Raw genomic sequence first — 22,776 nt, 5'->3', positions numbered from 1 at the left:
ATGCCGATTGAAATTATCGCGCATGCTCGATGAAACCGTTTCATGCGGCGTTGGCGTTTCAGGCACGGAGCGGCGGTTAAGGTAACTCGCTGACACTCTTCACATTAACTTCTGTGATTGTTCCCGCCTATCGTTGTGATCAAATCGTGTTGTTATCAAAACGTTAACTTATCTTTGTGGTATCTTTAAACAAGACCTCACTGATTACCCTGTTTTAATCACAATAAGAAATGGAGGAGCTATGTCGTCCGATCTTCGTGAAACAAGTCTGGATAAGCTGGTTGCGCTGAATAGCGAATATTACTACTACAGTCTGCCGCTGGCGGCGAAGCAGCTGGGTGATATCGACCGGTTGCCGAAATCAATGAAAGTGCTGTTGGAGAACCTGCTGCGCCATGTGGATGGCGATACCGTGCAGGTTGACGACCTCAAGGCCATCGTCGCCTGGTTGCAAACCGGCCATGCTGACCGTGAGATCGCCTACCGTCCGGCGCGCGTGCTGATGCAGGATTTTACCGGCGTGCCGGCGGTGGTGGATCTGGCGGCGATGCGCGAAGCGGTACGGCGGCTGGGCGGCAATGTCGACCAGGTGAACCCGCTGTCGCCGGTGGATCTGGTGATTGACCACTCGGTCACCGTCGATGAATTTGGCGACGATAATGCCTTTGAAGACAACGTGCGCATCGAAATGCAGCGCAACCACGAGCGCTACACCTTTCTGCGCTGGGGGCAGAAGGCCTTCAACCGCTTCCGCGTGGTGCCGCCGGGCACCGGCATTTGTCACCAGGTTAACCTCGAATACCTTGGCCAAACGGTGTGGCACAGCGACGAAAGCGGCCGCCGCGTGGCCTATCCGGATACGCTGGTGGGCACCGATTCCCACACCACCATGATTAACGGCCTGGGCATCCTGGGCTGGGGCGTGGGCGGCATCGAAGCGGAAGCCGCGATGCTGGGCCAGCCGGTGTCGATGCTGATCCCGGACGTGGTCGGCTTCAAGCTGACCGGCAAGCTCCGCGAGGGCATTACCGCCACCGATCTGGTGCTGACCGTCACCCAAATGCTGCGCAAACACGGCGTTGTCGGCAAGTTCGTCGAGTTTTACGGCGACGGCCTGGCCGATCTGCCGCTGGCCGATCGGGCGACCATCGCCAACATGTCGCCGGAGTTCGGCGCCACCTGCGGCTTCTTCCCGGTGGATGACGTTACGCTCGGCTATATGAAGCTCAGCGGCCGCAGCGCCGAACAAATCGCGTTGGTGGAAGCCTACGCCAAGGCGCAGGGCATGTGGCGCAATCCGGGAGATGAGCCGGTATTCACCAGCTCGCTGGCGCTGGATATGTCGACGGTGGAGGCGAGCCTCGCCGGGCCGAAACGCCCGCAGGATCGCGTGGCGCTGCCGAATGTGCCGCAGGCGTTCAAGGCTGCTACCGAGCTGGATATCGGCGGCCACAAGGCCAAGACAGACAGCAAAACCTTTACGCTGGACGGGCAGCAGCACGAACTGCGCGACGGCGCAGTGGTGATCGCGGCGATCACCTCCTGCACCAACACCTCCAACCCGAGCGTGATGATGGCGGCCGGCCTGTTGGCGAAAAACGCCGTCAAGAAAGGGCTGCGCAGCAAACCCTGGGTAAAAACCTCGCTGGCGCCGGGCTCCAAAGTGGTGACCGACTACTTCGACAGCGCCAAACTCACCGCTTATCTGGAAGAGTTGGGGTTCAACCTGGTGGGGTATGGCTGTACCACCTGCATCGGTAACTCCGGCCCGCTGCCGGATCCGATCGAGCAAGCGATCAAAGAGGGCGATCTGACCGTGGGCGCAGTGCTGTCGGGCAACCGTAACTTCGAAGGGCGCATCCACCCGCTGGTGAAAACCAACTGGCTGGCCTCGCCGCCGCTGGTGGTGGCTTATGCGCTGGCGGGCAGCATGAAGATCGATCTGACCAAAGAGCCGCTGGGCGAGGGTAACGATGGCCAGCCGGTCTACCTGAAGGACATCTGGCCGAGCAGCCGGGACATCGCTCAGGCGGTGGAAGAAGTGCGCACCGAGATGTTCCACAAGGAGTACGGCGAGGTGTTCGACGGCGATGCCAACTGGCAGGCGATCCAGGTGACCGGTTCGGCGACCTATCAGTGGCAGGAGGATTCTACCTATATCCGCCATCCGCCATTCTTCAGCACCATGAAGGTGAAGCCGGATCCGGTGCAGGACATCAAAGATGCGCGCATTCTGGCGATTCTGGCCGACTCGGTGACCACCGACCACATCTCGCCGGCGGGTAACATCAAGCGCGACAGCCCGGCGGGGCGTTACCTGAGCGAGCATGGCGTAGCGCCGCAGGATTTCAACTCCTACGGTTCACGCCGTGGCAACCACGAAGTGATGATGCGCGGCACCTTCGCCAACATTCGCATCCGCAACGAAATGGTGCCGGGCGCGGAAGGCGGCTATACCCGCCATATTCCTTCGCAACAGCAGCTGTCTATCTACGACGCCGCCATGCAGTATCAGCAGGAGAAGGTGCCGCTGGCGGTGATCGCCGGTAAAGAGTACGGTTCCGGCTCCAGCCGCGACTGGGCGGCGAAGGGGCCGCGCCTGCTGGGCGTGCGGGTGGTGATTGCCGAATCCTTCGAGCGTATTCACCGCTCTAACCTGATCGGCATGGGGATTTTGCCGCTGGAGTTCCCGCAAGGGGTGACGCGTAAAACGCTGGGGCTGACCGGGGATGAGCAGATCAGCGTTGGCGGCCTGCAACAGCTGCAGCCGGGCCAGACGGTGCCGGTGCACATCACCTATGCCGACGGGCGCAAGGAAGTGGTCGACACCCGGTGCCGCATCGATACCGGCAATGAGCTGACTTACTACGAAAACGACGGCATCCTGCACTATGTGATCAGGAAAATGCTGTAATTAATCAATAAAAAGGGCGCCGTAAGGCGCCCTGATTGTTTCCGCGGCGGTGGCGATCACTTCTGGTCGAGCAAATGGCCCATTTTGGCGGCCTTGGTGGCCAGATAGCGTTCGTTCTTCGGGTTGCGGCCGACGATCAACGGCACGCGTTCGCTGATGTTGATACCGGCTTCGGTCAGGATCTCGACCTTTTTCGGGTTGTTGGTCAGCAAACGCACCGCGTCGACGCCCAGCAGTTTGAACATGTCGGCACACAGGGTGAAGTCGCGCTCGTCGGCGGCGAAGCCGAGCTGGTGATTGGCTTCCACGGTGTCTGCACCCTTATCCTGCAGGGCGTAGGCGCGGATCTTGTTCAACAGGCCGATATTGCGGCCCTCCTGGCGATGGTACAGCAGGATGCCGCGGCCTTCTTCCGCAATCTGCTCCAGTGCGGCTTCCAATTGAAAACCACAGTCGCAGCGCAGGCTGAACAACGCGTCGCCGGTCAGGCATTCGGAATGCACGCGTGCGAGCACCGGCGCTTCGCCGGAAATATCACCGAATACCAGTGCCAGATGGTCATGTCCGGTCGCCAGTTCTTCGAATCCTACCATCAGGAAATCGCCCCAAGGTGTCGGCAGTTTAGCCTCTGCCACCCGTTTCAGCTGCATGTCACTCTCCACAAAAACCTACGATTCAATCATTGTCGCGCATCCTAAGTCCGGTTCAGTAAATTGACCAAGACTAAAACGTGCTACGCCGATCTCTATTTCGTTAATTATCGGCTATTTTGCCACAACTTCTTGCCGGGCGGTGCTCAGCAAACCAGCAGATGGCGTTTTCTGGCCACCTATTATTGCGATAGGCTTTGTATCTGTTTAATTTTTCGCGTGTTATCAATATTGCACTCTTGTTACACTGCAGCCTGATTCACGCAGAGGAAAACGGGAATGTATGAGATAGCAAAACGTACGGCGGGCGGCGCGCTGCTGCTGCTGTTGATGCCGCTGGCCGTATGGGCATCCGGCTGGCATTGGCAGCCCGGGGGCAATGATCGGCTGCTCAAAGCGCTGTTCTGGGTGACCGAAACCGTAACCTCGCCGTGGGGCATTCTGACCAGCGCTGTCCTTTGCGGTTGGTTTTTGTGGTGCCTGCGCTTTCGGCTGAAGGCGGCCATCGGTCTGGCGCTCCTGCTTTCCGCCGCGTTGGTGATTGGGCAGGGGGTTAAGTCGTTGATCAAGGATCGGGTGCAAGAACCGCGGCCGTTTGTGGTATGGCTCGAGCAAACCCACGGCGTGGACGGAAAATATTTCTATTCGCTGCATCGCAAAGAGCGCAGCGCGCTGGTGCGCGAGCAACTGCAAGACCAGACGCTGGTGCCGAACTGGCTGCGCAAGCACTGGCAGTTTGAAACCGGCTTCGCTTTCCCGTCGGGGCATACGATGTTCGCCGCCACCTGGGCGCTGTTGGGCGTAGGGCTGCTGTGGCCGCGCCGTCATTATAAAACCGTTGCGCTGCTGATGGTGTGGGCAACGGGGGTGATGGGCAGCCGTCTGCTGCTGGGCATGCACTGGTCGCGCGATCTGGCGATGGCTACGCTGATCAGTTGGCTGCTGGTGGTGGTCACCTGCTGGCTGGCGCAGCGCTGGTTCGGCCCGCTGACGCCGCCGCCACAAGAGCAGCAGGAAATCGCGGCGCGCAAGCCGGAATAAGCATTCTTCACGCAGGCGCCAGTCAGGCGTCTGCCACCAATACCTTAACGCCTACCTGTTCAAATGCCTGCCTGGCGGCATCGCCAATTCCGTTATCGGTAATCAAATAGTCGATATGTTGCCAGTCACAAGGCAGCGCAAACATTGAAACCTTATCGATCTTGCTGGAGTCGGCCACCACATACACCGTGTTGGCCGCATTGATCATCGCCATTTTCAGTTTGATGTCGGTTTCGCTTGGGAAACTGAGGCCGTGACGGGGCGAGATGCAGGCCGTCGCGAGGAACAGTTTCTGCGCCAGCACGTTTTCGAAGAAGCTGGCGGCCTTGTCCCCGGAAGTGGAGAGCGTGGGAAATTTGAATGAGCCCCCGGTCAGCAAAATATTCACGCCCGGCTCGCCACCCAGCTGCAGCGCAATATTGACGCCGGTGGTGATAACGGACAATTTCTTTATGTGATTCAGGTGATTGGCGATAGCCGTGGTGGTGGTGCCCGAATCAAGAATGATGGTGTCGCCCGGTTCGATAAAACCGGCGGCGAGCTTGCCGATGCGATCTTTGGCGGTCAGGTTAACCTGGCGTTCCAGCAGCATGGCGTGGGTATTTTGCTTGCCATCAACCAGGGTGGCGCCACCGTGGAAACGCTGCACATAGCCTTGTTGCTGCAGGATCCGCAGGTCGGTACGAATGGTCGCCTCGGTTAGCTTGAAGGTATCGGTAAGCATTTTGACCGTCGCTGAGCCGTCTTCGCGGATCATGTCGAGGATCTTTTCGCGCCGTTGCTGCATTTCCGCCAGCTGTTCGCTTTTGCTTTTCAATCGAAAGACTCCTTCACCTGTCAGTTTCCGCCGCGCGGCTTGCCACGGCAACTCCTTATTGATGCGCTGAATTTTAGCTTGCGATTATTGATAAAGCTATGGATAAACCCGGCTAATCCCTATTGATTTTTATTCGAAAGTCTTTTGCGTCGGCGATTTTCAACGATAAAAACTAAGGAAAAGCAGCTTTGTGGTTTTTATTTTATTGTTATATATGAATTTATATGAGTTTTGGCGTTGTCTGTTAAGTGCTTTTGTTTGAAATTTGATCTTGCCCACATTAATTATCGTTTTTGCTGCATATGATTTCCATTCGAAAATCAATGGCGAGTTAACGGATCGCTTTCGATGCGATAACGATAATCAAGGCGTTTATGCAGAGGTGACGATGGACTTTCAGGCGATTAAAAACACGGCGCGCCAGGCGCGCCGATATGTGGTGACCATGAACCATAAGGCAGGCAAGGGCCATACCGGCGCCGATCTGTCGGAAATCGACATCATCTGCACCTTGTATATGGCGGTGATGGATCGCAGCAATGCCCGGCCCGATCAGGATCGGTTCATTTTGTCTAAAGGGCATGGCGCCGGCGGTTTTTACTGCAGTTGTGCGGCAATGGGCTTGCTCGATCCAGCGGTGCTCGATCAGTTCATGGGCGACGACACCCTGTTGGCCGGGCATCCGGTGCGGCAAAAGCTGCCGGAGCTGGTGGAGATTAACTCCGGCGGTTTGGGGCATGGGCTGCCGATCGCCGTGGGGCTGGCGCTGGGCAACAAGCTGGCGGGGCGTGCGCATCGCCGCGCTTTTGTGTTGCTGGGCGACGGCGAACTGGCGGAGGGGTCCAATTGGGAGGCGGCGATGGCGGCCAGTAAATTCAAACTGGACAACCTGATCGCCATCGTCGATCGCAACCGGCTGCAGCTGGCTGGTAAGACGGAGGCCATCATGCCGCTGGAACCGCTGGCGGAAAAATGGCGCGCTTTCGGTTTTGAAACTCTGGAGTGCGACGGCCACGATCCGGCGGCGCTGGTGGCGGCGATCCAACGTCCAAGCCAGGACAAGCCGCGAGTGATCTTGGCCAATACGGAAAAGGGGCACGGTGTGTCGTTTATGGCTAACGTTGCCGCCTGGCATCACGCGGTACCGGACGAGCAACAGTTGGCGCAGGCGCTGGCGGAACTGGAGGGGTAAATATGCAGGATTTACGCGATGCCGTGGTGACGGCGTTGATCGAACAGCAACGAGCGGGTGCAGATCTGAGCGTGATGGTGGCGGATTCCACGTCCACGTCGAAAATCGCGCCTTTTGAACAGGCTTATCCGGAGCGGGTGGTGAACGTCGGTATTGCCGAACAAAACATGGTGGGCATGGCCGCCGGCATGGCGCTCAGCGGCCGCACGGTCTTTACCGCCAACGCGGCACCCTTCCTGTTCGCTCGCTCTAACGAACAGATGAAAAATGATGTTTGCTACACGGGGACCAACGTGAAAATGCTCGGCCTGAATGCCGGATTCGGCTATGGGCCGCTGGGGGCGACGCACCACTGCATGAACGATATCGCCATCGCCCGCACGCTGGGCAATCTCTGCATCTATGCGCCGGCGGATGCGCGGCAAGCGGCAGAGATTGTCCGTTATGTTATCGCACAACCCGGCCCAGCCTATATCCGCATGGACAGCGACAAGTTGCCGGTATTGAACGCGGACTATCACTTCCGTCCCGGAGAACCGGAGGTGTTGCATCAGGGGGGCGATAGCCTGGTGTTTTGTCTGGGGACGGTGGCGCATGAGGCGATGAAGGTACTGGCATTGGGCGACAACCCGACCATCGTTTCTCTCCCTTCGCTCTGGCCACTCAATGAGGCGGCGGTAGTGGCGTTGATACGCTCGCACCGCCGGGTGTTGACCATGGAGGAACATGCGCTCAGCGGTGGTTTAGGCACCATCATCGGTGAATTGTTGCTGCGGCACCAGCTGCCGCAGCCGTTTACTGCACTGGGCATGCCGGCTTACGAGTTTACCCACAGCAGCAGCCGGGCGGCGCTGCGGCGGCAATACACCATCGATGCGGCAGGATTGCACGCTCAGTTAACGCAATAGGGGGAATGCGATGGAGCGGAACGAATACGACGTTAATTTACGCTACGGTGTCGATAGCCGGATGTCGCTGGCAGGGAAGGTTGCGGTCATCACCGGCGGTTTGGGCGGCATCGCGATGGCCGCCAATCGCCTGCTGTTGGAAAAGGGCGCGCGCCTGGTGTTGATGTACCCGCTCTTTGAACAGGACAAGGCCGCGGCGGCGCTACGAGAGTTGGGCGAAGAACAGGTGTTCTGTCAGGAGTGTGACGTGACCGACCCCGACTCGGTAGTTGCCGCCTTCAACGCGGCTGAGCGGCGCTTTGGCCGGCTCGATATCCTGGTCAACTGCGCCGGCTACGTTAATTTGCAGCCAGCGACGGAGGTCACGCTCAAGGAGTGGCAGCGCCATTTGGCGGTCAATCTCACCGGGCCTTTCCTGTGCTCGCAAGAATTGGCGCGCCGCGCGATAACCGCCGGCCACGGCGGGAAAATCATCAACATCGCGTCGCAGGCGGCCTCTATCGCCATTGACGATCACTGTGCCTATACCTCTGCCAAGGCGGGGCTGCTGGGCATGACCAAGGTGATGGCCAAAGAGTGGGCGCCACACGGCATCACCGTCAACACCTTATCGCCCACCGTAGTGCTGACGCCTATGGGAGAGAAAGCCTGGCGCGGCGAGAAGGGCGAGGCGATGAAAAAGCTGATCCCGCTGGGGCGCTTTGCCTATACCGATGAAATCGCAGCGGCGATCCTGTTTTTTGCCAGCAACGGCAGCGACATGATCACCGGCGCGGATCTGATGATCGACGGCGGTTTTACCATTTGGTAAGCGGCAACCGCAGCGATCGCCAACACCAGACGATGTTCAACACAACGATAAGAGAACACCATCATGAGAAAAATAGCCACTTACCTTACCCTGCTCACCGGTTTTGCCTGCACCTCTGCCATGGCGGCGGAAAAGGGCACGATCGCCATCCTCGTCAACTCGTTGGACAATCCTTATTACTCCGCGGAAGCCAAGGGGGCCGAGGCCAAAGCCAAGTTTCTCGGCTACCAGACGCTGGTGCTGTCGCACGGCGAAGACGTCAAGCGCCAGGGGGAGCTCATCAGCCTGGTTATCGGCCGCAAGGTTCAGGGCATCATTTTGGATAACGCCGATTCCCAGGCCAGCGTCGCCGCCGTGCAGCAGGCGAAAAACGCCGGTATTCCGGTGGTGCTGATCAACCGCGAGATCCCGGTCGATGGCGTGGCGCTGGCGCAGATCACCCATAACAATTTCCAGGCCGGCTCGGACGTCGCCAACCAGTTTGTGGAAAAAATGGGGGAAACCGGCAAATACGCCGAGCTGACCTGCAATCTGGCGGACAATAACTGCGTTACGCGTTCGCAGTCGTTCCACAACGTGATCGACCAATATCCCGAGATGGTCAGCGTGGCGCGTCAGGATGCCAAGGGCAATCTGCTGGAGGGGAAACGCATTATGGACAGCATCTTGCAGGCGCATCCGGACATCAAAGGCGTGATTTGCGGCAACGGCCCGGTGGCGCTGGGCGCAGTGGCGGCGCTGAAGGCCGCCGGCCGGCAGGATGTCACCGTGGTGGGCATCGACGGCAGCAACGATGAACGCGACGCCATTCTCAACGGCAACCTCTACGCCAGTGTGATGCTGCAGGCGCAGGCGATCGCCGCGCAGGGTGTTGAGATCCTGGACGGCTATTTCCAATCCGGCAGCTATACCGGCAAGGAGCGCGTGATGTTCCGCGGCATCCTGATCGGCAAAGACAATGCACAACGAGTCAGTGACTTCAACTTCAAACCGTAACCCGCGCTGAGCGGCGTCTTTCACCACCCCGTCCTGGCGGCGGGGTGCGTTCGGAGGTGTTGTTATGTCGATGCGCATTGCGTTGACCGTCATCGTCGTCGTGGCGTTGAGCGGTTGTCGTATCGTCTCGGAGAAAAAGCTGGCGGAGCTTCGCTCCCCGGTGAATCCCCATGTGGCGCAGGCGGCGGAGATTTACCGCAGCCAAATCGCCCCGCAAGTGGTCAAAACGGCGCAGCCGCTGGGCGAGCTGATCGCCCGGATCGCCCAGGCCAAGGATTTTGACAGCGTCTGCGGCCAGCTGGGGTACCGCGCTCAACCGGAGTTTCCTTGTTATTTCAACGTTAAGGTCAGCGGTGAAATTGCGGCGGTCAACACCCGTTCACGCAGCGGAAAAGTAACGCTCAAACTGACCGATGCGCCGCTCAGCAGCGTAGAGGTGCAGATCGGGCCGGTTTATCGCGGCACGGCGTTGCGCGACAGCTATCGCGGCCTGAGTTACAGCGATTTCAATGACCAGGCGCTGTTCGGCGATTTTGCCAGGGCAATTAACCAGGCTTCGATCGACGAACTGACCGGCTTCCAACCCAAGGTGGGTGACCACATTACCGTGTATGGCGTATTCAGCAGCTGGCAGGCGCCTGCCGAGCCGCTGTTGATCACGCCGGTGCGCATTCAACCTTAAGGGGGCGTGATGAGCGATCCGATCATTATTCAAACGCGCAACGTTTCGCGTCTCTATCCGGGCGTCACCGCGTTGGATAGCGTGAGTTATCAAGTGTTTCGCAATCAGGTCAACGTGCTGATCGGCGAAAACGGCGCCGGCAAGTCGACCATGATGAAGCTGCTGGCGGGGGTGGAAACCCCGTCCTCCGGCACCATCGAGCTGGAGGGGCAAGCGGTGACGTTAACCTCCACGCAGCAGGCGGAGCGGCTCGGGATCAGCATTATTTTTCAGGAGCTGAACCTGTTCCCCAACATGTCGGTCATGGACAACATTTTTATGGCCAATGAGTTCTTCCAGCGTGGCCGTATCAATGTGGACTATCAGTATCAGCTGGCCAAATCCTTGCTGCAGCGGCTGGAATTGGATATCGACCCACATACGCCATTGGGCAGCCTCGGTATCGGCCATCAGCAACTGGTTGAAATTGCCCGTGCCCTGGCGAAGGACACCCGAGTGCTGATCATGGATGAGCCGACGTCGGCGCTGAGTCAGGCTGAAGTGCGCACGCTGTTTCGGGTGATCGCCGATCTGAAGAAACGCGGTGTCACCCTCATCTACATTTCTCACCGACTGGAAGAGCTGATGGAGATTGGCGATCGCATCACGGTGTTTCGCGACGGGCGTTTTGTCGCCGCCGAGCCGGTCAGTAACGTCAGCATTCCGTGGATCATCGAAAAGATGGTGGGGGAAAAGAGCAAGCACTTTGATTATTGCGCGGCAGAGCAAGGGGATGAAGTGCTGAAGGTCGAACAGCTGACGCTGCCGCGTGAAAACGGCGGCTATTGCCTTAACGACGTCAGTTTTTCACTGCGCAAAGGGGAAGTGATCGGCATTTATGGCCTGTTGGGTGCCGGCCGTACCGAACTGTTCAAAGTGCTCAACGGCGTGATGCGCCAGACTGCAGGCCGCATTTTGCTCAATGGCAAAAGCGTGGAACGGTTGGGGTTTCGTCAACGCATGGCGTTGGGCATGGCGCTGGTGCCGGAAGACAGGCAAGCGGAGGGGCTGGTGCAGATGATGTCGATTAAGGCCAACATGACCCTGGCCAGCCTGGGGCGTAATGCGCTACGGCCGTTGGCGTCGGCCGGGGAGTGCGCGTTGGTCGATGGCATGATCGAAAAACTGGCGATCAAGGTGAGTGACCGGGAGCTGCCAATCACCAGCCTGAGCGGCGGCAATCAGCAGAAAGTGGTGTTGGGCAAGGCGCTTCTGACCGGGCCGCAGGTGGTGTTTCTCGATGAGCCGACGCGCGGAATCGACGTCGGTGCCAAAACGGACGTTTACCACCTGATTGGCGCGATGGCGCGTCAGGGGTTGGCGGTGATGTTCTCTTCGTCGGAGCTGGATGAGGTGGTCTCACTGGCCGACCGGGTGATGGTGATGGCGGACGGGCAGTTGACGGCCGATCTGCCACGCGAGCGGGCCGATCGCGAAACGCTGATCCGCGCCTCCACCCCTCACGCATAAGGATAAGGCAATGCAAACCAAGTATCGGTTGTATATGTATTTGCTGCAGGCGCGTACCTTTATCGCCCTGTTGCTGGTGGTGCTGTTCTTCAGCAGCATGGTGCCGAATTTTCTGACCGTCTCCAATTTGCTGATCATGACGCAGCACGTAGCGATCACCGGGCTGCTGGCGGTTGGCATGACGCTGGTGATCCTTACCGGCGGCATCGACTTGTCGGTCGGCGCGGTGGCGGGGTTGTGCGGGATGGTTGCCGGTGCGCTGTTGACCGTCGGTATCCCGCTGTGGGATGGCAATCGGCTGTTTCTCAACGTCTTTGAAGTGATCGGCGCGGTGGCGTTGTTGGGCGTGCTGTTGGGTTTGATCAACGGCACGCTGATTACACGGCTCGGCGTTGCGCCGTTCATTTGCACCCTGGGTGCAATGTACGTGGCGCGTGGGGCGGCATTGCTGACGGCGGACGGCAAAACCTATCCCAATCTGGTGGGCCTGGAAGCGCTGGGCAACACCGGTTTCGCGGCCCTGGGATCCGGCACCTTTCTGGGGATTTACAACCCGATTTGGCTGATGTTGGCCATCGTGTTGTTAGGGATCTATCTCACCAAGAAAACGCCGCTGGGTCGTTATATCTATGCGATTGGCGGCAATGAGCCGGCGGCGCGGCTGTCGGGGGTGCCGATTGCCAGCGTAAAAATGTTCGTCTATGCGTTTTCCGGGCTGTGTGCGGCGCTGGTGGGGCTGGTCATCGCTTCTCAATTGCAAACTGCGCACCCGATGACCGGCAATATGTTCGAGATGGACGCCATCGGCGCGACGGTGCTGGGCGGTACGGCGCTCAGCGGTGGCCGCGGCAGGGTATTCGGTTCGATCATCGGCGCCTTTGTGATCGTTTTTCTGGCGGACGGCTTGGTGATGTTGGGCGTCAGCGAGTTCTGGCAAATGGTGATTAAAGGGCTGGTGATCGTCACCGCCGTGGTGATTGACCAGTTTCAGCAGCGTTTGCAGAGCAAGGTCATTCTGATGCAGCGCCTGGAAAAAAAAGCGGTGCAGCCGCTGGCTGAGGTGAGCCATGGTTAAAGCGGATTGCATTGTCGCGTTGGACGAGGGCACCAGCAACGCCAAGGCCGTGGTGGTGGATGCGCGGGGTACGATCGTCGCCAAAGCCAGCAGGCCACTGACGCTGCAGACGCCGCAGCCCGGTTGGGTGGAGCAACGGGGCGAGGCCTTGCTGGCGGCCTCTCTGGCGGTATTGCGGGAGGCTATTGCGTTGGCCGGAGCATCCCGCATTGCCGGTATCGCCATCAGCAACCAGCGTGAAACCGCCATCGGCTGGCGGCGTTCCAACGGCCAGCCTATCGGGCCAGCCTTAACTTGGCAATGCGCGCGTTCCGCCGATTTCTGCGAACGGCTGCGGCTCGATCGGCAGGAGGAAGCGGTGCGCCGCGCTACCGGCTTGCCGCTTTCACCGTTGTTCTCGGCGTCGAAAATGCGCTGGTTGCTCGATCACTGCGAAGAGGGACAACGGTTGGCGGAGAACGGCGAGCTGTGCCTGGGCACCATCGATGCCTGGCTGCTGTGGCAGTTGAGCGGGGGGCAGGCATTCGGCTGTGATGTTTCCAATGCCGCCCGAACTCAACTGCTGAATCTCGCATCCGGGGAGTGGGACGAGCAGATGCTGGCGCTGTTCAATATTCCCCGTCAGGCGCTGCCGACGATCCATCCTTCCAGCCATCTGTTCGGCGTGACGCTGGGATTGGAAGGCATTGCCGACGGCATTCCAATTGCTGCGATGGTGGGGGATTCACATGCGGCGCTTTATGGTCATGCGCTGGGTCAGGCTGGGCAGGTTAAAGCCACCTATGGCACCGGCTCATCGGTAATGGCGCCAATCGTCAAAGCGCAATGCGACACGAGCGCTCTGGCAACGACCATCGCCTGGCATGACGGTGGACGCATGCAGTACGCACTGGAGGGCAATATTCCCCACACCGGCGACGCTATTGCCTGGATGCTGGATATCGCCGCCATGCCGTCGGAGGGTGAAGCGCCGTTGAGTGAACTGCCCGTTCGCGTGCCCGACAGCGGTGGCGTCTATTTTGTACCGGCGCTGACCGGTGTCGGCGCACCCTGGTGGGATGAGCAGGCGCGCGGCGTGATTTGCGGGCTCAGCCGCGGCACGCGGCGAGAACATTTGGTGCGGGCCGCTTTTGAATCGGTGGCTTATCAAATCGCCGATGTGATCGGCGTACTGCGGCAACAACCGGGTTTTGCGCTGCAGGGGCTGATGGCTGACGGCGGCCCCAGCCGCAATGACTGGCTGATGCAGTTTCAGGCCGATCTGCTGGGTTGCCCGGTGTGGCGCAGCAACACGGCGGAACTGTCGGCCCTGGGGGCGGCTTTGATGGCGATGCGCAGCCTGTGGGGAGCTACCGATCGGCAACTGGCGGCACTGTTGCCTCAACATGATGAGTTTAAACCCGATATGCAGCGCCACCGGCAGTTGCAGGAAAACTACAGCGCGTGGCGGCAGGCGGTACAGCGCACCTTGTGGCGGCCGCAGACGGCCTCATTGATGACAGGAGAACAATCATGAATCGTGACTTCACGGGGAAAACCGTGGTGATTACCGGCGCATGCCGCGGCATTGGGGCCGGTATCGCCGAACGTTTCGCCAGTTTGGGCGCCAATTTGGCGATCGCGTCGAATGCGGATCGCATCCTGACCACGGCGGAAACGCTGCGCCAGCGTTATCGGGCGGAGGTGCTGTCGGTTATCCTCGACGTCACCGATGAAACACAGGTGGTTGATTTTTATCGTCAGGTCTGGGAGCGATTTGGCGCGATCGACGTTTCCATTCAGAACGCCGGGGTGATCACTATCGATCGTTTTGACCAGATGCCCAAAAGCGATTTTGAGAAAGTGTTGGCGGTAAATACCACGGCGGTCTGGCTCTGCTGCCGGGAGGCGGCCAAATATATGGTCGGCCAACGCCGTGGGCGGTTGATCAACACGTCTTCTGGCCAAGGACGTAACGGGTTCATTTACACACCGCATTACGCCGCCAGCAAAATGGGGGTGATCGGCATTACGCAGAGTTTAGCGCTTGAGCTGGCGCCACATGGCATCACCGTCAATGCATTCTGCCCCGGCATCATTGAAAGCGAGATGTGGGAATATAACGACCGCGTTTGGGGAGAAATTCTCAGCGGCCCGGAAAAAACTTACGGCAAAGGGGAGTTGATGGCCGAGTGGGTGGCGGGCATTCCGCTCAAGCGTGCCGGTCAACCCGAAGATGTGGCGGGTCTGGTGACCTTCCTTGCCTCAGACGATGCCGACTATATCACCGGCCAAACCATCAATGTGGATGGTGGGTTAATCATGTCCTGACGTGACCACGTCACAAAATAGGCGGCATCGGATCGGTGCCGCATTAACCGCTTACATTTTCCCGCCATTGCAATTCGCCCGGTTGCCCCCATATCCTTATAAATTCGACGTTTTGAGAAGCTTTCTCATCAATTTGTTCGCTAAGACCGTTTACTGCCGAATATGCCAGCAGATATGTGGTTTTATCGTGCGGCAGGGTTTCCCTGCCGCAGCGGGAAATGCTAACTTAAGGGTTAGGGACGCCACATTTTGGCATCGTTCATCCGATTCACTCGGCATCGCGGGAAAGAATGTGAAATATTTGCTGATTTTTTTGTTGGTTCTGGTGATCTTCGTGATTTCCGTCACCTTGGGTGCGCATAACGATCAGGTGGTCAATTTTAACTATCTGGTTGCGCAGGGCGACTATCGCGTATCGACCCTGTTGGCCACGCTGTTTGGCGCCGGTTTCGTTCTCGGCTGGATCATTTGCGGCCTGTTCTACCTGCGCACGCGTATTGCGCTGGGTCGCGCCGAGCGCAAGATCAAAAGGCTGGAGCTGCAGCTTGAGCAGCCCGCTGAACCGGCGGCTCAGCCTGTTGTCAGCAAGGAATAATCCTCTATGTTAGAACTGCTGTTTCTGTTGCTGCCCGTGGCTGCCGCGTACGGTTGGTACATGGGGCGCAGAAGCGCTCAGCAGGATAAACAGCAAGAAGCCAACCGCCTGTCGCGCGAATACGTGGCAGGGGTGAACTTTCTGCTCTCCAACCAGCAGGACAAGGCGGTCGATCTGTTCCTCGACATGTTGAAAGAGGACAGCAACACCGTTGAAGCCCACCTGACGCTGGGTAACCTGTTCCGTTCGCGCGGTGAAGTAGACCGCGCCATCCGCATCCATCAGGCCTTGATGGAAAGCGCCTCCCTGACCTTCGAACAGCGCCTGCTGGCGGTGCAGCAGCTGGGCCGCGACTATATGGCGGCCGGGCTGTACGACCGCGCGGAAGACATGTTCAGCCAGTTGACTGACGAAGCGGATTTTCGCGTCTCGGCGCTGCAGCAGCTGCTGGTGATCCATCAGGCGACCAGCGACTGGCAGAAAGCGATCGACGTGGCGGAAAAGCTGGTCAAGCTGGGCAAAGAGAAGCAACGCGTCGAGATCGCGCACTTTTACTGTGAGTTGGCGCTGCAGGCAATGGGCAGCGACGATCTCGATCGGGCAATGAGCCTGCTCAAGCGGGCGGACGCCGCAGATAAACAATGTGCGCGCGTGTCCATCATGTTCGGGCGCATCTACATGGCGCAAAACGACTACGCCAAAGCGGCAGAGTCGCTGCAACGCGTACTGAGCCAGGATAAAGAGTTGGTCAGCGAAACGCTGCCGATGCTGCAGGAATGCTACACGCATCTGCCGGAACAACAGCACAACTGGGCCGATTTTCTTAAGCGCTGCGTGGAAGAGAACACCGGCGCCACCGCCGATCTGATGCTGGCCGAGATCATCGAGCAGCACGAAGGGCGCGACGTGGTGCAGGTCTATATCAACCGTCAGCTGCAGCGTCATCCCACCATGCGGGTGTTTTATCGGCTGATGGATTATCACCTGGCAGATGCTGAAGACGGCCGGGCGAAAGAGAGTCTGCTGCTGTTGCGCGATATGGTCGGCGAGCAAATTCGCACCAAGCCGCGATACCGCTGCCACAAATGTGGCTTCACCGCGCACTCGCTCTATTGGCATTGCCCGTCGTGCCGCGCCTGGTCATCGGTCAAACCGATCCGCGGTCTGGACGGGCAATAATGCGGCGGCGCGACAAAACAAAACGGGGCGATAAATCGCCCCGTTTTTTTATGTTCATCACTTACTTTTTCTTGCCGCCTTTGGCGCCGGTTTTCAACAGCTGACGCAGTTTCTTCAGCTCTTTCTGGCTCAGCGGCTGTTCAATCTCTTCTTCGGTGCTTTGATTGTCGATTTCGCCGTGGTGCAGCTCATCCGCTTTCTTGGTGGGTTTTTCAGCCTTGGCGGCGGGCGCGCTGAAACTGTTTTCCAGGCGCTGGCACACTTCCACGCTCAACGAAAATTCGTTTTCAGCGGCGGCGGCGCGGATTTTTTCCTTCAGTTCCAGAGGAATTTTAATGGTAAGTGTCGATATCTCGCTCATTTTGAAAGCCTTTCTGCAGGAAGATGCCTTCAAGCTAAGCCACTGGCGATCGGGTGTCTAGTGTGTAATAAAAATTTAATATTTATGTAACAAACGGAGGCGGGACAAATGCGGGTTTTTTAGGCGGGAAACAGAGGCAGGGCCCGAGCATGCGGGCCCTGTACCGGAAACATTATTTGTAGATGATCGCGGTGCCGCTCAGCATGTTGTTACCGCCGGCGGAGATGATGCGGTAGCTGCTGGCGCCCTGGGCATCCGCTTTAGCGGCCAGCTTTTTCTCCAGGCTGCTGAGGGTGGTCGCGTGGCCTGCGGAAACGATGCCGGTGGCGGTCAGGTTATCGGCCTGCTGGCTGCTGATCGGTTCAGCGGCGAAGGTGGCGAAAGAGGTCAGTGCGATAGCGGCTGCGGCTGCAAAATATTTGATGGTTTTCATGGGTGACTCCAGTCTGTTTATTTAGGAAGGAAGCCGTTCGCTTCCGATGTGGTGAATAATAAAGCATCCGTGCCGATTGAAAATCTGATAATGCTGAGCAAGTCATTCAAAATATCTGATTAACAATTTACGCATCTTTACGGCGTTTTACGCTGCGTGGTTTATTGCTGACGGGCGTTCATTGACGCGCCATGACAAAGGCGGGAGGTAACATGACAGAGCGTAGGTGCGCGCTGCGGCTGGGATTTCGGGCCCCCGACATGTAGAATGCGGCGGTCAGTTTCGCGGGTGAGTCCCTGATTATCTCCATTTTACAAAAGGTAGAAGAAATGAAGTCTGAAAATAACGCTAATAACAATGACTTAAAATCATCTCCAATCGTTGTGGCGTTAGATTACGCCGATAAGAACGCTGCGCTGGCGTTCGCCGACCGTATCGATCCGCAAGACTGCCGGCTGAAAGTGGGCAAAGAAATGTTCACGCTGTTTGGGCCGCAGCTGGTGCGCGATCTGCATGGGCGCGGTTTCGACGTGTTTCTCGACCTGAAATTCCACGATATTCCCAATACCACTGCGCATGCGGTAGCGGCGGCGGCCGAACTGGGCGTTTGGATGGTTAACGTCCACGCCAGCGGCGGCGCGCGCATGATGACTGCCGCTAAAGAAGCGCTGGCGTCATTCGGGACGGATGCGCCGCTGTTGATCGCCGTAACCGTGCTGACCAGCATGGAAGCGGAAGACCTGCGCGGCATCGGCATCGAGGCCAGCCCGGCGGAGCACGCCGAGCGCCTGGCGCGCCTGACCCGCGACTGCGGGCTGGACGGCGTGGTGTGTTCGGCACACGAAGCGCAGCGGCTTAAGGCGGCCTGCGGGCAGGCTTTCCAACTGGTTACGCCGGGGATCCGCCCTGAAGGCAGCGCGGCGGGCGATCAGCGCCGTATCATGACGCCGGTGCAGGCGCAGGCCGCCGGCGTGGACTATATGGTGATTGGGCGTCCGATCACCCAATCTGCCGATCCGGCCGCGACGCTGCGCGCGATCCGCGCCTCTTTGGCCTGAGGAAGCGATGATGAATGACGATAACAGCCGTCTGGTGTATTCCACGGACACCGGCCGCATCAGGCAGGAAGAGGTTAAACCGCAACGCGCCAAGGGCGATGGCATCGTGCGCATCCAGCGCCAGACCAGCGGCCGCAAGGGGAAGGGCGTGTGCCTGATTACCGGCGTCGATCTGGATGATGCCGCGCTCGACAAACTGGCGGCCGAGCTGAAAAAGAAATGCGGCTGCGGCGGCTCGGTGAAAGAGGGAGTCATCGAGATCCAGGGCGATAAACGCGAGCTGCTCAAACAGTTGCTGGAAGCCAAAGGCATGAAGGTCAAACTGGCGGGCGGTTGAGGTGAATCGCCATGCCGCGGTGCAATGCTGCGGCATGGCTAGAGGTTGTTGCTGCCGGGGGTTAACCCGTTAACGGCGAAAGAACTATAGACTTAACGTAAAACAGACCTGAAATCATCGTTATTGGTTAATACGTCAAAGCGCCAAGGCGCTTTTGCCCGCCTGTCAGCGTAGGGCTCTCGGTCAGGTTATTTACCTACCTGGTGACCGATAATGCCGCCCACCGCAGCCCCACCCAGCGTGCCCAACGCGCTGCCGTTGGTCAGCACTGCGCCGCCGACTGCACCGGCGCCGGCGCCGATAGCGGTGTTGCGATCGCGTTTGGACATGTTGGAACAGGCGCTCAGTGAAAACGCCAGAGTCAGAGCCAGAGCGGCGGTGGCGAAACGTTTATTGATAATCATCATAATGACTTCTCCTTAGCATTGGCTATATGGAAGTGCCCTATAAGTATAGGCGTTAACCATAAATCAGGCCTGCTGTTGATTCCCATGCGGTATCGATATAAAAAATGGCATTTTTTGTTAACGGCCGAATAATTAGCAGGTTACGGCCCAAAAGTCGCCGAAACTGAGTATAGGTTTCTCGGGAAGGATAAACAGGTAAATAGTCTTAAAATCCTGCGGTGCAAGGGGAAAGACGCGCGGCGTGGCCCGCGCGGTGCGGCGGAGATCTGCGTTATTCGTTGACCAATTCCACCTGTACGCCCTGGCGTTTCAGCTGATGCTGATACTCCAGCGCCAAACGCGAATCGGTGATCACCCGGCTGATCTGCCCCGGCTGCGCCAGCGGATTGGGCTGGATCTGGCCGAATTTGCTGGAGTCCGTCAGCACGATATTCTCCACGCCCTTGGCCAGTACCGCGCTGACCACATCGGCGCGCATCATGTCGCGGCCGGTAAAGCCGGTTTCGGCCTGAAAGCCGTCAATGCCGATAAACGCCTTATTGAAATGCACCTGCTGAATGCACAGCCGCGTCAGCGGGCCGACCACGGTCTCGCTTTTCTTCTGGTACATGCCGCCCAGCACAATCACGTCGCAGTCGGTTTCTTTCAGCAGGTTGGCGATGTAGTGGCTGACGGTGATCAGCGTAATGCGCTTGCGTTCGGCAATGTAGCGCGCCAGCAGGGCGTTGGCGCTGCCGCTCTCGATAAAGATCGTCTCGCCGTCGTTGACCTGCGCGGCGGCGTATTGCGCCAGCCGCTGCTTGAGGGTGAAATTGGACATCATGCGGGCGTCGACGTCGTCGCTCTCCAACGCCACGGCGGAACCGTGCACCCGCTTCAGATAACTGCGCTTTTCCAGCAGGTTGAGATCCTGCCGGATGGTGACTTCCGAGACGCCCGAGGCGCGCGCCAGCTCATTGACGCTGATCCGCCGGCGATCGTTAACCAACTGCAATATGGTCTGTTGTCGTAAATTCATATCGGCCTGATGATGCGGCCGCCAAGGCGCGGCCGCTAAGAGTCAAAGGTTTAAAGAGTATGTTCTGTGCGCGCAATAATATCATCCTGCGCCTCAGGGGATAATGCGGTAAAGAAGGCGGAATAGCCAGCTACGCGAACCACTAAATCACGATATTGGTCAGGGTGTTGCTTCGCCGCCAGCAGCGTTTCGCGCGACACGATGTTGTACTGCACATGCCAGCCGCGGTAGCTCTCGAAGAAGGTGCGCAACATCAGCATCAGCTTTTCCCGATCGCGCGGGTTGTCCAGCGTCGCTGGGTTCAGCTTTTGGTTGAGCAGCACGCCGCCGAGGATCGCCTCGGTCGGCAACTTGGCGAGCGAATTGAACACCGCCGTCGGCCCCAGGTGATCGGTACCGGACGCCGGACTGGCGCCTTCCGCCAGTGGCGTGTGCGCCTTACGCCCATCGGGCGTGGCCAGAGTGGCGGCGCCGAAGGGCACGTTGGCCGAGATCGACGACGTGCCGGCGTAGTAACCGCCGCCGATCGGCCCGCGGCCGAAGCGGGTGTTGCGATACTGCTTCAGTTCTTCGATATAGGTTTGGTAGGCGCGCACCAGCAGCCGATCGACCTCGTCCACGTCGTTGCCGTATTTGGGCGCGGCGTTGAGCAGCCGCTGGCGCAGCTGCTCGCCATCCAGCCCGGCGAAGTCTTCGGCCAGCGCCGTCGCCAACTGCTGCTGGCCGATCGCCCCCTGGTCAAACACCAGTTTGCGCACCGCCGCGAGGCTGTTGCCCAGGTTGGCGATGCCGACCTGCAGGCCGGAAACCCAATCGTATTTGGCGCCGCCTTGCTTGATGCTTTTACCGCGTTCGATGCAGTCATCCACCAGCGCGGAACAGAGGATATCGTGGGCATTCTCTTCCAGCACGCTGTCCACCACGCATTCGATCTCGATCGACTTGCGCGTGTAGTAGCGGATTTGCCGATCCCAGGCGGCTAAGACCTGCTCGAAATCGGCGAAGTTTCCTTTGGATAGCGCCTGTTCCTGCGGCAGGAAGATCTGCCCGGAGGTCGCGTCGCGGCCCTGTTCCAGCGCCGCCAACAGCACGCGGGCGAAGTTGATGAAGCTCATGCCGGTGCAGCGATAGCCCCATTTTCCGCCGACGGCGGTCTCGATACAGCCGATGGCGGCGTAGTCGTAAGCGTCTTGCGGTTCGACCCCCAACTTGATGAACTCGGGAATGACGATTTCGTCATTATTGAATGCCGGCATGCCGAAGCCGCAGCGGATCACCTGTACGCATGCGTCGAGGAAATCGGCGCTCATCCCGGCGTGGTAACGCACGCTGAGGTTGGGCTGGGTGGAACGCAGGCGGCCGCAGGACTCGAGAATGGCGTAGGACAGCGGATTGACCGCGTCGCACGGCCGGCCGTCGATCAGCTTCTGTCCGCCGATGGTGACGTTCTGGTACAGCGGGCTGCCGGCGGAAGCCTTGGAATGCGAGCCGGAGCGGATCTTGTTGACCTCCAGCAGCTTCAGCCAGCAGCTGTGCAACAGCTCGATGGCGTCTTCCCGCGCCAGCTTTTGCTCCAGCTCCACGTCACGCCGATACCAGGGATAGAGGTATTGATCGAGGCGGCCGAAGGAAACCGAATGGCCGTTGGATTCGATCTGCAACGTCAGCTGGATGAAATAGCACAGCTGCAGCGCCTGCCAGAAGGTGTGCGGCGGGCGATGGGCGATCTGTTCACAGTTATCCGCGATGGCCAGCAGCTCGGTGCGCCGGCCAGTGCGCGGTTCGTTTTGCGCCATGTCGCGCGCCAGGCGGGCGAAGCGCAGGATGTGTTCGCTCAGCGCCGCCAGCACGATGTCGATAGCGTTGAGAAACTGCGCTTTGTGCAGATCTTCCCACTCGGTCAGGCGCAGGCGGCTGCGGCGCGCGTTCACTTTTTCACGCAGGCCGTCGAGACCTAGCTCCAGCAACAGCGGGAAGTTGACCGCCAGGTGAGCATCGCCGGAGGTCATGTTGCCCTCGGCCTTGATGATGCCGGTGGCCAGCAGTGCCTTTTGCTCGTCGGTGAACATGCCGTAGCAGCGATCCTGCACCGTTTGGCCGCGCCACCAGGGGCACAGACGATGCAAAATCGCCTTGTTCTCTTCGCTGACCGAAAAACCGGCGCCCGGCCGGTCGGCCAACTGGTCTATTTCGTTTTCTATCCAGCCGACGGTGTATTCCGGGAAGATCGGCGCGGCGCGCAGTTCGCTGGCCTGGTTGCCGACGATCAACTCGTCGTTGGCGATCCAGATGCTGCGTTTCGCCAGGTGGTTGGCCAGCGCCAGCGCGCGGCGCACCGGCAGCGGCCTGTCCTGATGCTGTTGATAGGCTTCGGTATAGTGCTGCGCGCGTTCGGTGCACACCGGCGGTTTGACGATGTGAATCAGCGCGTTCTTGTGCGCCTGAATGCGGGCGCTGAGGGTGGTCAAATCCAACGTGGTCAT

General features: G+C 58.9%; 22 protein-coding genes. 15 read left to right on the top strand and 7 right to left on the bottom strand.

All coding sequences use genetic code 11. The features are described 5' to 3' along the window. Positions 1-241 precede the first annotated feature (241 nt). Complete coding sequence (gene acnA / locus WFM45_RS09240) at positions 242-2,914, top strand: aconitate hydratase AcnA (RefSeq protein WP_336955282.1); 2,673 nt, start codon at positions 242-244, stop codon at positions 2,912-2,914. Positions 2,915-2,970: 56 nt separating this feature from the next. Here acnA and ribA read toward each other — a convergent pair whose 3' ends face one another. Continuing rightward, positions 2,971-3,564 carry a GTP cyclohydrolase II gene (ribA, locus tag WFM45_RS09235; RefSeq protein ID WP_004930678.1) on the bottom strand — a complete coding sequence of 198 codons (594 nt, stop codon included), beginning with the start codon at positions 3,562-3,564 and terminating at the stop codon, positions 2,971-2,973. A 279-nt stretch (positions 3,565-3,843) separates the two neighbouring features. Between ribA and pgpB the strand changes: the two genes are divergently transcribed. Continuing rightward, positions 3,844-4,605: a phosphatidylglycerophosphatase B gene (pgpB, locus tag WFM45_RS09230; RefSeq protein ID WP_336955280.1), complete on the top strand. Its 762-nt coding sequence runs from the start codon at positions 3,844-3,846 to the stop codon at positions 4,603-4,605. A gap of 22 nt (positions 4,606-4,627) precedes the next feature. On the opposite strand, the gene WFM45_RS09225 is transcribed toward pgpB, so the two are convergent. Further along, on the bottom strand, positions 4,628-5,422 hold the full coding sequence (locus WFM45_RS09225) for a DeoR/GlpR family DNA-binding transcription regulator (RefSeq protein ID WP_004930674.1): 795 nt from the start codon (positions 5,420-5,422) through the stop codon (positions 4,628-4,630). A gap of 388 nt (positions 5,423-5,810) precedes the next feature. Between WFM45_RS09225 and WFM45_RS09220 the strand changes: the two genes are divergently transcribed. From WFM45_RS09220 to lapB, 11 genes are all read left to right on the top strand, one after another. Further along, positions 5,811-6,614, top strand: coding sequence for a transketolase (locus WFM45_RS09220; RefSeq protein ID WP_004930671.1), 804 nt, complete (start codon positions 5,811-5,813; stop codon positions 6,612-6,614). A gap of 2 nt (positions 6,615-6,616) precedes the next feature. After that, a complete protein-coding gene (locus tag WFM45_RS09215; protein WP_336955277.1) occupies positions 6,617-7,522 on the top strand; it encodes a transketolase family protein in 906 nt (301 codons plus the stop codon). 10 nt (positions 7,523-7,532) lie between these two features. Beyond that, positions 7,533-8,333 (top strand): GolD/DthD family dehydrogenase, encoded by an 801-nt coding sequence (locus WFM45_RS09210; RefSeq protein WP_156865950.1) that lies wholly within the window; start codon positions 7,533-7,535, stop codon positions 8,331-8,333. A 63-nt stretch (positions 8,334-8,396) separates the two neighbouring features. After that, positions 8,397-9,329: a D-ribose ABC transporter substrate-binding protein gene (locus WFM45_RS09205; RefSeq protein WP_166730055.1), complete on the top strand. Its 933-nt coding sequence runs from the start codon at positions 8,397-8,399 to the stop codon at positions 9,327-9,329. Between the two features lie 64 nt (positions 9,330-9,393). After that, the gene (locus WFM45_RS09200; protein ID WP_099982301.1) at positions 9,394-10,011 is read left to right on the top strand and encodes a DUF2291 family protein; all 618 of its coding nucleotides are present in this window, start codon (positions 9,394-9,396) and stop codon (positions 10,009-10,011) included. Positions 10,012-10,020: 9 nt separating this feature from the next. Further along, complete coding sequence (locus WFM45_RS09195) at positions 10,021-11,520, top strand: sugar ABC transporter ATP-binding protein (RefSeq protein ID WP_033632907.1); 1,500 nt, start codon at positions 10,021-10,023, stop codon at positions 11,518-11,520. Positions 11,521-11,530: 10 nt separating this feature from the next. Continuing rightward, positions 11,531-12,595, top strand: a complete 1,065-nt coding sequence (locus WFM45_RS09190; protein ID WP_004930657.1) for an ABC transporter permease — start codon at positions 11,531-11,533, stop codon at positions 12,593-12,595. Further along, positions 12,588-14,111, top strand: coding sequence for an FGGY family carbohydrate kinase (locus tag WFM45_RS09185; protein ID WP_336955271.1), 1,524 nt, complete (start codon positions 12,588-12,590; stop codon positions 14,109-14,111). The genes WFM45_RS09190 and WFM45_RS09185 overlap by 8 nt, the downstream gene beginning before the upstream one ends. Further along, complete coding sequence (locus tag WFM45_RS09180; RefSeq protein ID WP_004930652.1) at positions 14,108-14,905, top strand: SDR family oxidoreductase; 798 nt, start codon at positions 14,108-14,110, stop codon at positions 14,903-14,905. The genes WFM45_RS09185 and WFM45_RS09180 overlap by 4 nt, the downstream gene beginning before the upstream one ends. Positions 14,906-15,197: 292 nt before the next feature. After that, positions 15,198-15,500: a LapA family protein gene (locus tag WFM45_RS09175; RefSeq protein WP_004930650.1), complete on the top strand. Its 303-nt coding sequence runs from the start codon at positions 15,198-15,200 to the stop codon at positions 15,498-15,500. 6 nt (positions 15,501-15,506) lie between these two features. Next, the gene (gene lapB / locus WFM45_RS09170; RefSeq protein WP_015378034.1) at positions 15,507-16,679 is read left to right on the top strand and encodes a lipopolysaccharide assembly protein LapB; all 1,173 of its coding nucleotides are present in this window, start codon (positions 15,507-15,509) and stop codon (positions 16,677-16,679) included. A gap of 61 nt (positions 16,680-16,740) precedes the next feature. Here lapB and WFM45_RS09165 read toward each other — a convergent pair whose 3' ends face one another. Continuing rightward, a complete protein-coding gene (locus tag WFM45_RS09165) occupies positions 16,741-17,040 on the bottom strand; it encodes an Arc family DNA-binding protein (protein ID WP_033632910.1) in 300 nt (99 codons plus the stop codon). A 172-nt stretch (positions 17,041-17,212) separates the two neighbouring features. Continuing rightward, positions 17,213-17,473, bottom strand: coding sequence for a multiple stress resistance protein BhsA (gene bhsA / locus WFM45_RS09160; RefSeq protein WP_015378032.1), 261 nt, complete (start codon positions 17,471-17,473; stop codon positions 17,213-17,215). 329 nt (positions 17,474-17,802) lie between these two features. On the opposite strand from bhsA, the gene pyrF reads away from it, so the two are divergent. Together pyrF and yciH are read left to right on the top strand one after the other, a co-directional pair. Then, positions 17,803-18,531, top strand: coding sequence for an orotidine-5'-phosphate decarboxylase (pyrF, locus tag WFM45_RS09155; protein ID WP_004930640.1), 729 nt, complete (start codon positions 17,803-17,805; stop codon positions 18,529-18,531). A 10-nt stretch (positions 18,532-18,541) separates the two neighbouring features. Next, the gene (gene yciH / locus WFM45_RS09150; protein WP_033632911.1) at positions 18,542-18,868 is read left to right on the top strand and encodes a stress response translation initiation inhibitor YciH; all 327 of its coding nucleotides are present in this window, start codon (positions 18,542-18,544) and stop codon (positions 18,866-18,868) included. 188 nt (positions 18,869-19,056) lie between these two features. Here the strand turns inward: yciH and osmB are convergent, their stop codons facing one another. From osmB to WFM45_RS09135, 3 genes are all read right to left on the bottom strand, one after another. Continuing rightward, positions 19,057-19,275 (bottom strand): osmotically-inducible lipoprotein OsmB, encoded by a 219-nt coding sequence (osmB, locus tag WFM45_RS09145; RefSeq protein ID WP_004930634.1) that lies wholly within the window; start codon positions 19,273-19,275, stop codon positions 19,057-19,059. Between the two features lie 271 nt (positions 19,276-19,546). After that, the gene (locus tag WFM45_RS09140; RefSeq protein WP_004930631.1) at positions 19,547-20,293 is read right to left on the bottom strand and encodes a DeoR/GlpR family DNA-binding transcription regulator; all 747 of its coding nucleotides are present in this window, start codon (positions 20,291-20,293) and stop codon (positions 19,547-19,549) included. 50 nt (positions 20,294-20,343) lie between these two features. Beyond that, positions 20,344-22,776, bottom strand: coding sequence for a formate C-acetyltransferase/glycerol dehydratase family glycyl radical enzyme (locus WFM45_RS09135; RefSeq protein ID WP_336955263.1), 2,433 nt, complete (start codon positions 22,774-22,776; stop codon positions 20,344-20,346).

Source organism: Serratia sp. KG1D (assembly GCF_037150675.1).
Taxonomy (GTDB): Bacteria; Pseudomonadota; Gammaproteobacteria; order Enterobacterales; family Enterobacteriaceae; genus Serratia; species Serratia nematodiphila.
The sequence above is the reverse complement of the archived record's forward strand: the minus strand, read 5'-3'. Positions and strand labels throughout refer to the sequence as shown.

Coding starts and splice junctions, on each gene's coding strand:
- acnA (WP_336955282.1), top strand. CDS start 242: ATGTCGTCCGATCTTCGTGAAACAAGTCTGGATAAGCTGGTTGCGCTG.
- ribA (WP_004930678.1), bottom strand. CDS start 3,564: ATGCAGCTGAAACGGGTGGCAGAGGCTAAACTGCCGACACCTTGGGGC.
- pgpB (WP_336955280.1), top strand. CDS start 3,844: ATGTATGAGATAGCAAAACGTACGGCGGGCGGCGCGCTGCTGCTGCTG.
- WFM45_RS09220 (WP_004930671.1), top strand. CDS start 5,811: ATGGACTTTCAGGCGATTAAAAACACGGCGCGCCAGGCGCGCCGATAT.
- WFM45_RS09215 (WP_336955277.1), top strand. CDS start 6,617: ATGCAGGATTTACGCGATGCCGTGGTGACGGCGTTGATCGAACAGCAA.
- WFM45_RS09210 (WP_156865950.1), top strand. CDS start 7,533: ATGGAGCGGAACGAATACGACGTTAATTTACGCTACGGTGTCGATAGC.
- WFM45_RS09205 (WP_166730055.1), top strand. CDS start 8,397: ATGAGAAAAATAGCCACTTACCTTACCCTGCTCACCGGTTTTGCCTGC.
- WFM45_RS09200 (WP_099982301.1), top strand. CDS start 9,394: ATGTCGATGCGCATTGCGTTGACCGTCATCGTCGTCGTGGCGTTGAGC.
- WFM45_RS09195 (WP_033632907.1), top strand. CDS start 10,021: ATGAGCGATCCGATCATTATTCAAACGCGCAACGTTTCGCGTCTCTAT.
- WFM45_RS09190 (WP_004930657.1), top strand. CDS start 11,531: ATGCAAACCAAGTATCGGTTGTATATGTATTTGCTGCAGGCGCGTACC.
- WFM45_RS09185 (WP_336955271.1), top strand. CDS start 12,588: ATGGTTAAAGCGGATTGCATTGTCGCGTTGGACGAGGGCACCAGCAAC.
- WFM45_RS09180 (WP_004930652.1), top strand. CDS start 14,108: ATGAATCGTGACTTCACGGGGAAAACCGTGGTGATTACCGGCGCATGC.
- lapB (WP_015378034.1), top strand. CDS start 15,507: ATGTTAGAACTGCTGTTTCTGTTGCTGCCCGTGGCTGCCGCGTACGGT.
- WFM45_RS09165 (WP_033632910.1), bottom strand. CDS start 17,040: ATGAGCGAGATATCGACACTTACCATTAAAATTCCTCTGGAACTGAAG.
- bhsA (WP_015378032.1), bottom strand. CDS start 17,473: ATGAAAACCATCAAATATTTTGCAGCCGCAGCCGCTATCGCACTGACC.
- pyrF (WP_004930640.1), top strand. CDS start 17,803: ATGAAGTCTGAAAATAACGCTAATAACAATGACTTAAAATCATCTCCA.
- yciH (WP_033632911.1), top strand. CDS start 18,542: ATGAATGACGATAACAGCCGTCTGGTGTATTCCACGGACACCGGCCGC.
- osmB (WP_004930634.1), bottom strand. CDS start 19,275: ATGATGATTATCAATAAACGTTTCGCCACCGCCGCTCTGGCTCTGACT.
- WFM45_RS09140 (WP_004930631.1), bottom strand. CDS start 20,293: ATGAATTTACGACAACAGACCATATTGCAGTTGGTTAACGATCGCCGG.
- WFM45_RS09135 (WP_336955263.1), bottom strand. CDS start 22,776: ATGACCACGTTGGATTTGACCACCCTCAGCGCCCGCATTCAGGCGCAC.